Origin of the sequence: Mailhella massiliensis (assembly GCF_900155525.1) — a bacterium.
Lineage (GTDB): Bacteria > Desulfobacterota > Desulfovibrionia > Desulfovibrionales > Desulfovibrionaceae > Mailhella > Mailhella massiliensis.
Genome location: NZ_LT706952.1, coordinates 123,800 through 136,683, shown reverse-complemented (window position 1 = coordinate 136,683; position 12,884 = coordinate 123,800). Strand labels below are relative to the sequence as shown.

12 protein-coding genes are annotated in these 12,884 nt (G+C 60.5%); 7 read left to right on the top strand and 5 right to left on the bottom strand.

The features are described 5' to 3' along the window. Positions 1–2: 2 nt before the first annotated feature. Complete coding sequence (locus tag CZ345_RS10690; RefSeq protein ID WP_077073141.1) at positions 3–317, bottom strand: hypothetical protein; 315 nt, start codon at positions 315–317, stop codon at positions 3–5. A 139-nt stretch (positions 318–456) separates the two neighbouring features. Here CZ345_RS10690 and CZ345_RS10685 point away from each other — a divergent pair, with 139 nt between their 5' ends. Then, positions 457–693: a helix-turn-helix domain-containing protein gene (locus CZ345_RS10685; RefSeq protein ID WP_077073140.1), complete on the top strand. Its 237-nt coding sequence runs from the start codon at positions 457–459 to the stop codon at positions 691–693. A gap of 478 nt (positions 694–1,171) precedes the next feature. On the opposite strand, the gene CZ345_RS10680 is transcribed toward CZ345_RS10685, so the two are convergent. Next, the gene (locus CZ345_RS10680) at positions 1,172–2,506 is read right to left on the bottom strand and encodes a TolC family protein (protein WP_077073139.1); all 1,335 of its coding nucleotides are present in this window, start codon (positions 2,504–2,506) and stop codon (positions 1,172–1,174) included. Positions 2,507–2,687: 181 nt separating this feature from the next. Here CZ345_RS10680 and tolQ point away from each other — a divergent pair, with 181 nt between their 5' ends. The 5 genes from tolQ to CZ345_RS10655 all read left to right on the top strand — a co-directional run bounded on the left by tolQ (position 2,688) and on the right by CZ345_RS10655 (position 7,711). Continuing rightward, positions 2,688–3,371 carry a protein TolQ gene (tolQ, locus tag CZ345_RS10675; protein WP_077073138.1) on the top strand — a complete coding sequence of 228 codons (684 nt, stop codon included), beginning with the start codon at positions 2,688–2,690 and terminating at the stop codon, positions 3,369–3,371. A gap of 9 nt (positions 3,372–3,380) precedes the next feature. Next, positions 3,381–3,731, top strand: coding sequence for a biopolymer transporter ExbD (locus CZ345_RS10670; protein ID WP_077073137.1), 351 nt, complete (start codon positions 3,381–3,383; stop codon positions 3,729–3,731). 42 nt (positions 3,732–3,773) lie between these two features. Then, complete coding sequence (gene tolA / locus CZ345_RS10665) at positions 3,774–4,313, top strand: cell envelope integrity protein TolA (protein ID WP_077073136.1); 540 nt, start codon at positions 3,774–3,776, stop codon at positions 4,311–4,313. Positions 4,314–4,455: 142 nt separating this feature from the next. After that, positions 4,456–5,154, top strand: a complete 699-nt coding sequence (locus CZ345_RS10660) for a TonB family protein (RefSeq protein WP_077073135.1) — start codon at positions 4,456–4,458, stop codon at positions 5,152–5,154. Between the two features lie 22 nt (positions 5,155–5,176). Further along, positions 5,177–7,711 carry a mechanosensitive ion channel domain-containing protein gene (locus CZ345_RS10655; RefSeq protein WP_077073134.1) on the top strand — a complete coding sequence of 845 codons (2,535 nt, stop codon included), beginning with the start codon at positions 5,177–5,179 and terminating at the stop codon, positions 7,709–7,711. Between the two features lie 565 nt (positions 7,712–8,276). Here CZ345_RS10655 and CZ345_RS10650 read toward each other — a convergent pair. From CZ345_RS10650 to CZ345_RS10635, 3 genes are all read right to left on the bottom strand, one after another. Continuing rightward, positions 8,277–9,806: a GGDEF domain-containing protein gene (locus CZ345_RS10650; protein ID WP_083717370.1), complete on the bottom strand. Its 1,530-nt coding sequence runs from the start codon at positions 9,804–9,806 to the stop codon at positions 8,277–8,279. A gap of 7 nt (positions 9,807–9,813) precedes the next feature. Continuing rightward, positions 9,814–10,602: a substrate-binding periplasmic protein gene (locus CZ345_RS10645; RefSeq protein WP_077073132.1), complete on the bottom strand. Its 789-nt coding sequence runs from the start codon at positions 10,600–10,602 to the stop codon at positions 9,814–9,816. 578 nt (positions 10,603–11,180) lie between these two features. After that, positions 11,181–12,455 carry an N-acetylmuramoyl-L-alanine amidase gene (locus tag CZ345_RS10635; protein WP_077073130.1) on the bottom strand — a complete coding sequence of 425 codons (1,275 nt, stop codon included), beginning with the start codon at positions 12,453–12,455 and terminating at the stop codon, positions 11,181–11,183. A 138-nt stretch (positions 12,456–12,593) separates the two neighbouring features. On the opposite strand from CZ345_RS10635, the gene CZ345_RS16675 reads away from it, so the two are divergent. Continuing rightward, positions 12,594–12,878, top strand: a complete 285-nt coding sequence (locus CZ345_RS16675; protein WP_144277334.1) for a hypothetical protein — start codon at positions 12,594–12,596, stop codon at positions 12,876–12,878. Positions 12,879–12,884 lie beyond the last annotated feature (6 nt).

Sequence of the window (12,884 nt, the reverse complement as noted above, 5' to 3'; positions counted from 1 at the left end):
GACTACTTCACCGGAGAAAAGGCGTATTCGATAATCCTTTTCCTGAGATCGCCGAATTCTTTCTGCAGATCCAGCCTTACCTGATAATCGATGAGATCATTCATGAAGCTTCTCAGGATGTTTTCCTGCATGGGCTCTTCACGCTTGCCGCAGAGGGTGACGAGCACCTTGTCATCCTGATAAGGCACTACAGAAATATAATATTTTTCCGAATAGATATCAGATACCGTCAGGACACATTCACGGTTGAAGAAAAGCTTGTCCGCATACACGAACCCCTGACGCCCGTCTTCACTTACGGCAAACGGAATTTCCACGGTTGCCTCCCTCCGGCGTAGATTCCACAGCGAGTCGAAACGACAGAAAGCATCACACAGGCACACTTATTAACCTATCGCTTATTTTTCTAAGCTATAGGTTAATTTTTTTTTGAAGGCAATGGGCTAGCAAAGGTATATGAAGAAAAAGTCGGATGCCTTCGGGCCGGTGCTTCGCCGGATACGTCTGGAAAAACGCCTCACACAGGAAGAGCTGAGCGAAAGGCTCGGCGTTGCCGCGCCCTATGTCAGCATGCTTGAAAGCGGGCACAAATATCCCAATCTGGAAATGTTCTTCCGTATTGCTGAATCTCTCAGCGTGAGCCCATCCTCCATCATGGAGGAAATGGAAAGCCGAATCCGGCGCAACCTGTAAGACGGCACGACTGCAACATTTACCGTGAGTTCTTGGTGTACCTTTCCCGCCCGTTTCAACACCGGGAAATAAAAAGAATGTGTTCTCTTCCGCCACGGCGAGCCCCAACACCATTCTGCTCCAGATGAAAAAACAGCAGGGATAAGGGAACTGGCTCACCGACGGAACGTCAGAAGGTATTGCTTTCCCGATCCGCCGTCACAGGAAAACGTGAAGTCAGCCTATCGTATTCTGAGGAAGTCGCTTTCCGGTTCCGAAGCCGACTTTCTGGAGAAGCCCCGGCAGAACCGGAAACGGGTCGTCAAGTGAAAGGATTCTTTCTGCTTCCCGCAAAAAAATCAAAAAGACACGCCGCCCCGGAAAGCATTCCTCAGCAGGAGCCCCAGCCCTCATACCGGAGAACGGCACACGCGTAAAAACGCCGACTGCCCTCTGCCGCGGCTCCACCCGAACCCCATGTTCCGTAAAGCAGCCCCGCTTACGACGCCTTCTTTTCTCCTGTCTTTTCCGGCGCTTCCGCGAGGTCGGGGTGCAGTTCGCCCATGGTTTCATAAAGTCTTGCCAGGGCGATGAGGCAGTCGGCGCGGGTGGAGATTTCCGCAAGTTCCGCATCGGAAAGCGCGGACTGGGCGGTAAGCAGGTCGAGGTAGGAGCCGGACTGCAGCTCGTAACGCATTCTCGCATCGGCATAGGATTCCCGGGCGCTCGCCACGGCGCGCTGCGAAACCTTCACGGCGCGGTAGGCATCCTGCGTGGAGAGCAGGCTGGAACGCACGGCATAGGCGCAGTTGTTCACCGAGGAGCGTACCGCCGCCTCCAGCGCGGAAACCTGCCGTTTCGCCTGCTGGGTGAGGTACATGCGTCTGCCGCTGGAAAAGAGCGTCCAGTCGATGGAAAGGCCGATTTCCCCGTAGGAATAGTCCTTCTGCGTATAGCGGCTGCCCGCCGCGTCCAGGTGGCTGCCCGTGGTGGACCAGCCGAGCACGGCCGACACCTGCGGCCAGAACTGACTTTCGGTGATGCCCACGTCCTTCAGGGCGATTTCCACCGACTTTCTGGCCATGAGCAGGTCGGGCCGGTGATCCATGGCCTGCTGAAGGCACGCCTCCAGCGTGCGGCGGAAGGGGGCGACGTTGAGATCGCCCCTGTAGTCGGTGGGAGCGTCCGGCGGAAGGTCGAGCAGCGTATTCAGCCGCGTGAGCCACACGTCGCGCTCGTTTTCATACTGGATGAGCAGCGCCTCGGTCTGGGCAAGGTCGGTTTCGGCCTGAAGCACGTCCAGCCTCGGGCGCAGGCCGATATTCCACGCGGTCTTCGCCATGCTGAGCTGCATTTTCGCCCTTTCGAGAGAACGCTCGGTGCTGCGTATGCTCTCGATGGCCTTCAGATAGGTGACGAAGGCCTCCTGCACGTCGGCCGTGACGGCAAGGCGCTGCGCCTCGAGCTGCAGGGCCTGCTTCTCCTCCTCCAGCGCCGCCTTCTGATAGCTGTTCAGCAGATTGAAGCCCGTGAAAAGCGGCTGCGAGGCCGTCGCCGTCATGGTGGTCACGTTGGGCTCGTAGCGGGAGGGTCTGTCCTTGTTATACCGGGAATAACTGTAGGACACGCCGAGTTCCGGCCCGAAGGAACTGCGCGCCGCCTTGCGCGCGGATTCCGCGGCCTGCACGGTAAAACGGGCGTTCTCCACATCGGGGTTGTGCTCCAGGGCGCGCATCACCGCCCCTTCCATGGAGTAGCTTTCCCCGGCTTTGACGGACGGAGGCAAAAACAGTATAGAGACGAAAGCCGCACAGCATACGAAACGCCAGAACATGGGAGATCTCCTTGAAGGTTCCCTCCCTGTCTAGCCCAAAGGCGAGCGTCTGTCACTCCCCGGCCTGCCGAGGGCAGATTTTCGTTGCATGCGGGGCCGCTCGAGATTATGAACAGAGCGGCCCTCTTCCGCGTCGGCAGGGCATGTTTGCCGACAACTTCATCGGATATCCGGAGCACCCATGGATTACAACATTTTTTCCGTCTTCGCCAGCGCAAGCCTCATCGCCCAGATCATCATGATCATCCTCATTGCGCTCTCCATCCTGAGCTGGACCGTCATCATCAGCAAGATGGTCACCCTTTCCGCCGCCGAACGCAAGGCTACGGCGGGCATTTCCCGCTTCACCGACGCTCCCGACCTGCGCCAGGCCGTGCAGAGCCTCGGCGGCGATCCTTCCTCGCCCCTCTACGGCGTGGCTCAGCACGGCGTGCGCGAGTTCAACAACGGCAAGGAAGCCGGCGCCGACGAAGGCGTGGTGGTGGAAACCGTGCGCCGCGCCCTGAACCAGGGCGTGGGGCTGGAAATCGACCGCCTGCACAAGAACCTCTCCATCCTCGCCACGGCCGCCAACACCGCTCCCTTCATCGGTCTGTTCGGCACGGTGTGGGGCATCATGACCTCGTTCCACGCCATCGGCCAGATGAAGTCCGCCTCCCTCGCCACCGTGGCTCCCGGCATTTCCGAAGCCCTCATCGCCACGGCCATCGGTCTTGCCGTGGCCGTGCCCGCCACCATCGCCTACAACATGTTCCTCGGCAAGCTCGACAGCATCGAAACCCGCCTCATCAACTTCGCGGGCATCTTCCTGAACCGCGTGCAGCGCGAAGTCAACGTGCACCGCTCCCGCGGCAACGACAGGTAGGGCTGCGCCATGGCCAGAAAAAAAGGCTTTGTCTCGGAAATCAACGTGACGCCCTTCGTGGACGTCATGATGGTGCTGCTCATCATCTTCATGGTCACGGCGCCCATGATGGATTCCGGCCTCGACGTGGACCTCCCCCAGGCCAAGCAGGTGGATACGCTGCCCTCGGATTCCGAACACCTCGTGCTCACTGTGCGTGAGGACGGCACGCTCTTTCTGGACACCTATCAGGTGCAGCTCGAAGAGCTGGAAGAACGCCTTGCCGCCATCGTGAAGGAAAAAGACCGCGCCCGGAAAACGGAGCGGGGCGCATACAAAGCGGGGGAGCTCCCGCTCCCCCGGAAAGAAAACTACATCTGATCCGAGCTGTTCTTTTCTTCGGCTTCCAGATCGTCGGTATGCTTGAGTATCTCCNAACAGAAGAAATCCGAAGCCAAACAGCAGCCCAAGGCCGAGCCCAGGAAGGAAACGCCCAGGCGCGACAGCGGCAAGGACGCCCTGGCCGACGCTCTGGCCGATGTGCGCAAGCAGGCCCGTTCCAACAGCACGGGCAAGGGCGGCGGCACCGCGGCTTCCCGCGCGCTGGCCGATCTGGAAAAGCAGGTGGGCCGCACGGGCGTGGGCGGAGGCGGCGGCGAAGGCGACGGCCCGGGCGGCGGCGGCATCTACGACGTGTACGCCGCGCAGGTCATTCTTGCCGTACAGCCCAACTGGAGTATGCCCACCTACTCACGCAACAACATGGTGGTGCAGGTGCGCATCAAGCTCGACAAGCAGGGCCGCGTGCTCGACTGCCATATCGAACGCTCCTCCGGCAGGCCGGAATTCGACGCTTCGGCCATAAACGCCGTCATCCGCACCAAAACCCTGCCCCCGCCGCCTACTCCGGCACAGCAGGATCTGGTCATAAGCTTCAACTCCCAGCAGATGATGGGACGCTGAATACGGCAAAAGGCCTCTCCCGCCCTCTCCGGGCGGTGAGGCGCAACCATTCCGGGCAGCTTTCCGCTCATGCGGCAAACAGCCTTATGCCTCTTCTCGCGCCGGCTCCGGTCCTTCGACCGGGGCCGGCTCTGGAGTTTTCATGAACATGTCATCGCCCGTCTCTTCCCGCAGCGCATCCGCCGCCCCGGCGCGTCTTCCCCTTTTCCGTACCGCGGGGCTTGCGGCCGCGCTCGTTCTTCCGCTGTTCTCTGCCTCTCCCGCCTCCGCCACCGTCGCCACGGCAGACACCATAGGCGGCTATTCCACCCAGGTGCTTGCCCAGATTCTTCAGGTATGGCGGGAACCCATGGGAGCGCGCGGTACGGCCGTGCTTGAGCTGACCATCGATCCTTCCGGCTCTCTGGCCGGATGCGCGGTGAGCAAAAGCTCCGTCACCCCTGCGGCCGATGCGGCCCTCTGCGCCGCCGCCCAGAACGCCGCCCCCTACCCCTATGCGCCCTTCGGCGCGCAGGCCGTGGTGTCGCTGGCCGTATCCTACGGCGGCGGAAACGCCGCAGGCAGCGCGGAAGCTCCGCAGAACTATGCCGAAATGCTGCGCCAGTCCATTTCTCCGCGCATCATCATCCCTCAGGGGCTTTCCGGCACATGGACAACCGTGGTACGCATAGACGTATGGGCCGACGGCTCCATCAAGGACTGCCGCATCACCCGTTCTTCCGGCAATGCTCAGGCCGATGCTGCCGTGATGGCGGCGGTGCAGAGCCCCGGAGCCATTACGCCGCCCCCCACCCATGCGGAACAGAGCGTTTCCCTCTCCTTCACTCTCAGCGTGCGCTGAGTACCTCCCGCGAGGAAAAAACATGCGCAGGTCACCACGTTTCTCACTGTTTTTTGCAGCTCTTCTCTTCCTTTCCCTTCTGGCTGAGCCCTGCCTGAACCGGGCCGCCTTCGCCGCCGACAATGCCGTGCAGGAGCAGAACGCGCCCATGCCCGACGCCAAGGAGCAGAAGGAACAGGCGGAAGCCGCCGCCAAGGCCAGAGCCGAAAGCGAGGCCCAGGCTGCGGCCAAGGCCAAGCAGGAAGAAGAGGCCCGCGCCGCCGAAGCCGCAAAAAGCGTGCAGGAAGCGTGGGAAGCGCTGCTTGCCTCCCACAACGCCCAGCTTGCGGGCATCATCGAACATTCGCAGACGCTGAAGGACGGCCTCTCCGATCTTTCCGCGAGCACCAAGCAGAGCATTTCCCAACTGGAACAGGAATTCCAGAAGCTCGACGCCCTTTCCCAGGTGCAGGGCAGCATGCCTTCCGACCTCACGGTACTCACGGAACGGCTGCACCGCATCAAGGACCGCATCCAGTCGCTCATTCTGCCCCTGCAGAACACCCAGAAGGATCTGGAAAAGGAAAAGCAGTCCCTCGCGCTGCTCGACAAGTCCCTTTCCGGCCAGAGCGACCTGGACAGCAAGATTTCCTCGCGCCTCAAGGAGGCCGACAGGAACATCACAAGGCTGCAGAAAAGCTACGACACCATCATCGCCCCGGCCCTCGAACTCATAAACGAGGTGCAGGCGCGCGTCGACGAACTCATGAAGGACATGCCCACGCTCTGGAACAACTACTACTTCCAGACGTCCGGCCACCTCTACGATCTGGTGGGCCTCGGCAGAGACTTCCGCAACCTGGGTTCCCTGCGCGAACTGTATTCCCTGCGCCTCACCACGGAGCTGCCGAGCTCCATGGACGCCCTGATCACGGTGCTTCTGCGCTTCGGCACCTCGCTCTTCTTCTTCGCGCTGCTCGGCATGGCCTTCCTGCGCACCGCCCACAGAAGACTGCCCGAGCAGATGCACGGCGGGGTGAACCGCATCATGCGCAACAGCGCCATCTGGATAGCCCTCGGCATCTCCATACACCTTTCCGCATGGGGCGACGGCAGGCTTTACCAGATGGTGGCCACCCTCGGCACCATGTGCCTGTGCTGGGGCCAGATGCTGCTTGCCTGGGACCTGTATGAGTTCGAAACCCCGGAAAGACCGCGCCTTTCCCCGCTGTGGCCCATGTTCCCGCCGCTCATCATCGGTATGGTGCTGCTCAACTTCGACCCGTTCCCCCTGTTCATCTGCGTGGTGTGGTTCATCGTGCAGGCCGTGGATCTGTGGAAGACGCGCCGCCTTCCCCTGCCCGCCCAGCCCCTGCCCCGCGCCATCATGCGGCTCTATACGGTGCAGCTGTGGATCACGCTTACCATCAGCCTGCTGGGCTTCTCGCGCCTTTCCATTCTCATCAGCATGTGCTTCACCTCCATTACGGTGACCATCATGCTCTGCGTGTCCATCTTCAAGGTGGAACACCTCATTGAATCCTATCTGCCCAAGGAAGGCACCATCGCCGTCATGGCCAGCCTCGCCATGGCCCTCATCATGCCCGTGGTGCTGCTCGCCTCCGTCATGGCGGCCATGGTGTGGATACTGGCCTATCCCGGCGGCTACTTCCTGCTCCAGCACATGGCCACGCTGGGCTTCAACATCGGCGACGTTTCCCTGAACGCCATGCAGATACTCAGCATCTTCATCGCGTTCTACCTCACCCGCGCCCTGCTTGCGGTGGGCAACACCTTCATGGCCGGTATGCAGACGCAGATATCGCGCATCTCCGTTTCCCTGCTGGCCCCCATTCAGGCCGTGTACAAATGCCTGCTCTGGGCGCTGTTCGGCCTGTACGCCCTGAGGGCGCTGGGCTTCAATCTCTCCAGCCTCTCCATGATCGCCGGCGGCCTTTCCGTGGGTATCGGTATCGGCCTCCAGAACATGGTACAGAACTTCACGAGCGGCATTTCCGTCATCTTCGGCCAGACCATACGCGAAGGCGACGTGGTGGAAGTGGGCGCCGTCACCGGCGTGGTGAAGAAAATCAACATCCGTTCCACCATGGTGGAAACCTTCGACAACGCCATCATCTTCATTCCCAATTCCAGCTTCCTGAACGGCACCTTCACCAACTGGACGCACAACAACCGCCGCGTGCGCAAGGAAATAGCCGTGGGCGTGGCCTACGGTTCCGACGTGCGCCACTGCCTCGACCTCATGCTGAAGATCGCCCGGGAAAATCAGAAGGTGCTCTTCTACCCCGAACCCACGGCCTTCTTCACCAACTTCGGGGCAAGCTCGCTGGATCTCGTGCTGCGCTTCTGGGTGCGCGAGTACAACGACGCCACCTCCGTGACTTCCGACATCCGTGTGAAGGTCAACGAGGCCTTTGCCGCGGAAGGCATAGAAATATCCTTCCCGCAGCTCGACGTGCACCTGAAAACCGATGAAGATACTCCCCTTCCTCCCGTTCTTGCCGGAGAAGAACGGCGCAGGGACGAGGAAAATCCCGAAACCGGCGTGAAGGCATAACGCCGCAACACGTTCCGTACCGGCCATGAGCCGAAAGAAAGCCCCCGCCCGGAAAAGGACGGGGGCTTTCCGGGTTAAATCCCCGGGTCGCCTTCATGAATGCCCATCGGTTCCCGCAGGCAGCAAGGCATGTATGCCGGAAAAAGAGACTCCGCCGCGGATGCCCCTTTCCGGGAAGAAGGCGACGTATGAAAGCCCCGGGCTTTCCAGAGCAGAAAGAACGCTGAAGCCTTACGGCAAAGGCACCTGTACGGAAAGCGCCGCGAAGAGTGCTCCCCCCCCCAAAAAAAGCGGAGCGTGCACCTGAAGCAGAGGAAAAACGCCGGGTATTCCGCAAACAATGCCTGCCGCAGCATCGCCGTTCCGCCCGCACGGGCAAGAGCTGAACACCGTGGCCCGCGCCGACAGCAAGGCCGCCCCCGGCCTGCTGCTTCGGAGCGCCCCTGCAAAGCACCGCCAAAAAAGACGGCCCGTACCTTCTGCCGGCATGAACGAAGGCTCCGTCCGCACGGGAGACAGGGCAGCGCAGAAATCCTTTCCGGCGGGCGACATTCGCCGGCCGCGTTCATTCGGAAAACACGGTCACCCGGTCGCGTCCGTTTCTTTTGGAAGAATAAAGAGCCTTGTCCGCCTGCGCCATCAGCGCATCCAGCGTCGTCGTTTCCCCCAGGCAGCGGCAGGCCACGCCCACGCTGACGGTCAGCACTCCGCCCGGAGCGCCGGGATTGTCTATGCCCGCATCACGAATGCTCTCCCGGACTCTCCCGGCGATGAGCACGGCCGCTTCGGGATCAGCGCCGGGAACGAGCGCGACGAACTCCTCCCCACCGTAACGGAAAACGGCGTCGGAATGTCTGTGCAGGCTGCCTTTCGCAACCGACGCCACCTGTTGCAGGCATCGATCCCCTTCCAGATGCCCGAACGCATCGTTGTACTTCTTGAAAAAATCAATATCGAACATGATGACCGCCAGAGGAAGCCCGGGCATGTCGGACTTTTTTCTCTCCTCCAGCGCCCAGCGGTTTCCTATGCCGGTAAGCGCATCCTTCAGGGAAAGCCTGGCGTATTCGTCGCGCTCTTCCATAAGCAGGCTGGTACGCATACTGAGCCGTTCCATGGCGCTGCGCAGCAGCGGGAGCATGTCCATGATCTGCTGGATTTCCCTGATCCTCGCCGGAGACAGCTCCCCTGTTTTTCTTCCCTGCCGCAGGTCGCGCAGAAAATTCGCCATGCTGAGGAGGGGCTTCAGGATATTGTGCCTGATCAGAATGCAGATTCCCAGAAGCAGCCCGAAGGCGACGCCTCCTATCAGAACAAACTGCAGGCGGACACGGGAAACCGTCGCCCCCACATTCATCATGTCGGAAGAGATCTTCAGCATCTCTCTTGTTACCGCATAGTCCGACAGGGCGCTCAGACCGTCCTTCAGGCGTTCTTTGACGGCGAAGGCCCGCGCGTCCAGCTCGCGGATGTTCCGCCTGTTTGCCGACACCGACTCCTGATCTTCACGAAGCGCACGGCAGTCGGGTTCAAAGGATTCCGCACAGAGTCCGTCGAAAAACGGCCACTCCCCGTCTTCCGAAACGGCGCCGGAACGGGTGCTCCCGGACTCGGTCGGGGGAGGAAGGACAAGCTCCCGCCCCGCCCGTACCGAAAGCCGCCCCAGCGTTCTTTCCAGATGAAGTTCCGCCCGGTGCAGCTCCTTTTCGGCCTGAAGAATACCTTCCTTCAAATCGAGAAGAAGGAAAATATCGGGCTGGAGCTGAAGCACCTTCTCATGAAACTCGGCGCTCTGCTCAAAAACGGCCTCAGCCATGAGCGCCTGGGCCACGACCTGCGCCTTGCGCACCACGTCCGACCTGCCGGAAGTGTATATGAGTTCCAGCTGCTGGCGCAGCGTCTCGATATTGACAAGAATTCTCTGCTTGTCGATAAGCTGGGGAAGATATTGATTTTTCGTCAGTTCGGAAATGTTTTCTATGCGGTAGAACGCACCGTACACATACAGAAATGATACCGACAGAGAAAACACGATGACCAGGCATGCCAAAAATACGGCTCGATGCAGGCTTATTCTGCGATACTTCCCGGCCATGACGCTTTCAATAGATGCTGAAGGGGAAATACTTGCGCGCGATACGGCTGTATTCGCCGCTGAGCCTTATATCATTGAGGAAGGCATTGACGTCTCGCAGCAGCTGCGCGTCGTCCTTTCTCACTCCTATGCACGCATTGTTCGTCGGGCTGTCCAGCTCCAGCGGCAGGGCCTGCATGGAGTAGGTCGAACCTTCCCTGCTCAGAAGAAAGTCGTACGCCGCGAGCCCGTCGATGATGACGACATCCACTTCCCCCGCCTTCAGGGCGTCGATCATGCTCAGATGATCGGGATATTCACAGAGCACGGCCACATCTTTCCACATTTTTTCGGCAAGCGACCGCTGCGCGGTTCCGCTCTGCGTGCCGAGCTTCTTTCCCCGCATCCATTCCTTCGTCACCGACACCTCGCGTCCGGTAATGTATATGGAACGGGAATGATAGTAACTGTCGCTGAAGTTCATATAGCGCAGCCTGTCGGGCTTCACCGCCAGTCCGGCCACGGCGATATCCAGACGCCCCTGCTCCATGGCGTCAAGAATATCCTGAAAGGCCATAGGAAGAATGACGCATTCGCGCTTCATGTTCCTGCAGAGGGCGGTAGCGATATCGAAATCGAAGCCGGAAACATTTCCCTGTTCATCCACCATGCAGAACGGGGGATAATCACGCTCCATGCCCACTCTGAGCGGAGGACGCTCCGCGTTTTCCGCCCGGGCGGCCGTTCCCTCAAAGAAAAAAAACGATATGAGCACGACTGCCGCGACGACGCGAAACCCCTCGGCAATGCGCAACATGGTTCTCCTCCACGGACCATCTTCTTTCTGCTGCCGGCGCGGTCTTCCGGCACGACGGCATGAACCTGTACGGGCGCTCCCATGACGCCCGCCCCGTCTCCCGCAGAAAAACCGCGACTCCTGCACGGCCTGAACGCCGCCCCCGGCCTGCCCCGGCCGCGCTCTGAAAAGCGCACCGGCAGAGCCCGGGAAACGCCGCAACGTCGGCCGATTTCCCTCCGCCTTCCGCCGGGCATCGCAGAACGGCGACCGTCGCGGCCCGGAGCGCGGAAGAGCGCCGGGCGCATACCCGGAAAAGGCGCGCATATTTTCCCCATGACGGAAAGACTTGTCAAGCCGCTGCGACGCGGAAGCCTTGTCGTACCGCCCACATGCGGAGTACGCCGTTCTCCTCCCGGGCACGCGCCTCCCCTGCCCGGGTTGCCTGCCGCACGGGGCAGAAAGCGCATTCTCCCTCCCGGAAAGCCCTTCCCTGCCGCGCTCGCTCCCGCACGGGGGGGCAAAAGAGCCGGGCGCCCGAAATTCTTCCGGGCAGCCTTCGTCAGATGGGAAAACTCCGTGCCGGAAAAGGCCAAAAGCTACTTCTGCAGGAGGCTCCGTGCATAGGCATGTATGCCGTTGGCAAGGCCCTGGGCCAGCCTCTGCCGGTGCTTGCTGCTTTTCAGGCGCGAGGCCTCGCTCTTGTTGGTGCAGTAGCCAATTTCCACCAGCACGCTGGGCATGGAAGAGCCCACCAGCACGAAGAACGGCGCGCCCTTCACCCCGCCGTTGCGGGTGCTTACGCCGTTCTTTTTCAGGTAGCTCAGCGTGGACTTCTGAATATTCTCCGCAAGGCGGCGCGATTCGCTTGTGCGCGCACCGGTGAGAATTTCGGTAAGAATCTTGTCCATGTCGCCGAGGCGGCCACTGTCTGCGTTTTCCACCATGGCCAGGCGGCTGGCGGAACTTGTCCGCGCAAAGTCGAGGATATAGGTTTCCAGCCCGCTGATGGAGGTGTTTTCCGCCGCGTTCACATGGATGGATATGAACAGATCGCCCTTGTTGCGGCGGCTGAAGTTCACGCGGTCCGCCAGCGATATGCCCTTGTTGCCGCTGCGCGTGAGCAATACCTTGTAGCCCAGCTTTTCCAGAATCTTTTCCAGGCGCTGCGCCACGTCCAGATTCACGTCGCGTTCCACCACGCCGTTGTGCATGGCCCCGGGGTCGCGCCCGCCGTGCCCCGGATCGATGATGATGGTGCGAACCGAAAGCCCGAGCTGCGCGGCAAGCATGTGCGAACCAGCCTTGCCCGGCCTGGTCACCTTTGCAGGCGCTTTTCCGCCTGAAGAACTGCTTGAGACGGAAGCCTTTTTCCCGTCCATCTGCTCGCGGTATTCCGCCGCTATTTTGGCATGATCGGCCCGGGAGTAGCGGCGGGCGATGTGCTCGAGGTGTACGCGGGCCTTTTTCTGATCCTTCAAAAGCTCGTTGTACACCACGGCGGCGCGGAAGAGCGCGTCGTCGGCAAGGGCGCTGTAGGGAAACTTCCTGGCCGACTGTTCGTACACGGAAGCGGCCTTTTTCGCATCCACCGACGAACCGGTAACCTTGGCCTTCTCCTCCAGAGCCACGCCGCAGCGGAACAGCGCCGCCACGCGCAGGTTCCACTTGGGGTTGTTGTCGTACACCTCGCGGAAGGCATCGGCACAGGCCTGCCAGGAATTGGCCCCCGGGTTGCCTTCCTTCAAGCGGGCAAGCTGCGCCTTGGCCCTTTCATAGTCTGGCGGATTGGCGGCAGACGCCGGAGCCGACATACAGAAAAAAAGGCAGAAGACAAGACAGATCAGGGCGGGAAGGCTGTGTTTCTGAAGCATGATTCAATCCACGGTCGACCGCATCCGCCGGCCGACTCCACATCCGGCGGACAGGGACAAAAGCGCCCCGGGTTGAAAAAAAGGACTTCATCGGCCGAAAGGCCCGTCAGCGCCTGCGCCCTGCGGGAGGCTCAAACCATGACGAATGGCGGATGCAGCTTTGCCGGAATTTTTCCCATTGTTCAGCACACCCCCTCTCCTGTCAATGGAAAAACAGCTTTTGTAACAAAAAGCATGTTCCGCCCAAAAGGCGATACCGTTCCCTACTCCGCCCAGGCGCGAAAAAAGGCCGGAATGAAAAAAGGAACGGAAAAAACGCGCTTTTTTGCACAAAGTGGAACATTTTCGACATGTTGCCGGAAAAACCTTACGCCGCAGCTGTTTTCGGGAAAGGCTCTTTGGCGCTTCCGTTCCTTTCTATGATTTTTT

Coding starts and splice junctions, on each gene's coding strand:
- CZ345_RS10680 (WP_077073139.1), bottom strand. CDS start 2,506: ATGTTCTGGCGTTTCGTATGCTGTGCGGCTTTCGTCTCTATACTGTTT.
- CZ345_RS10635 (WP_077073130.1), bottom strand. CDS start 12,455: ATGCTTCAGAAACACAGCCTTCCCGCCCTGATCTGTCTTGTCTTCTGC.
- tolQ (WP_077073138.1), top strand. CDS start 2,688: ATGGATTACAACATTTTTTCCGTCTTCGCCAGCGCAAGCCTCATCGCC.
- CZ345_RS10685 (WP_077073140.1), top strand. CDS start 457: ATGAAGAAAAAGTCGGATGCCTTCGGGCCGGTGCTTCGCCGGATACGT.
- CZ345_RS10650 (WP_083717370.1), bottom strand. CDS start 9,806: ATGGCCGGGAAGTATCGCAGAATAAGCCTGCATCGAGCCGTATTTTTG.
- CZ345_RS10645 (WP_077073132.1), bottom strand. CDS start 10,602: ATGTTGCGCATTGCCGAGGGGTTTCGCGTCGTCGCGGCAGTCGTGCTC.
- CZ345_RS10670 (WP_077073137.1), top strand. CDS start 3,381: ATGGCCAGAAAAAAAGGCTTTGTCTCGGAAATCAACGTGACGCCCTTC.
- CZ345_RS10655 (WP_077073134.1), top strand. CDS start 5,177: ATGCGCAGGTCACCACGTTTCTCACTGTTTTTTGCAGCTCTTCTCTTC.
- CZ345_RS16675 (WP_144277334.1), top strand. CDS start 12,594: ATGACGAATGGCGGATGCAGCTTTGCCGGAATTTTTCCCATTGTTCAG.
- CZ345_RS10660 (WP_077073135.1), top strand. CDS start 4,456: ATGAACATGTCATCGCCCGTCTCTTCCCGCAGCGCATCCGCCGCCCCG.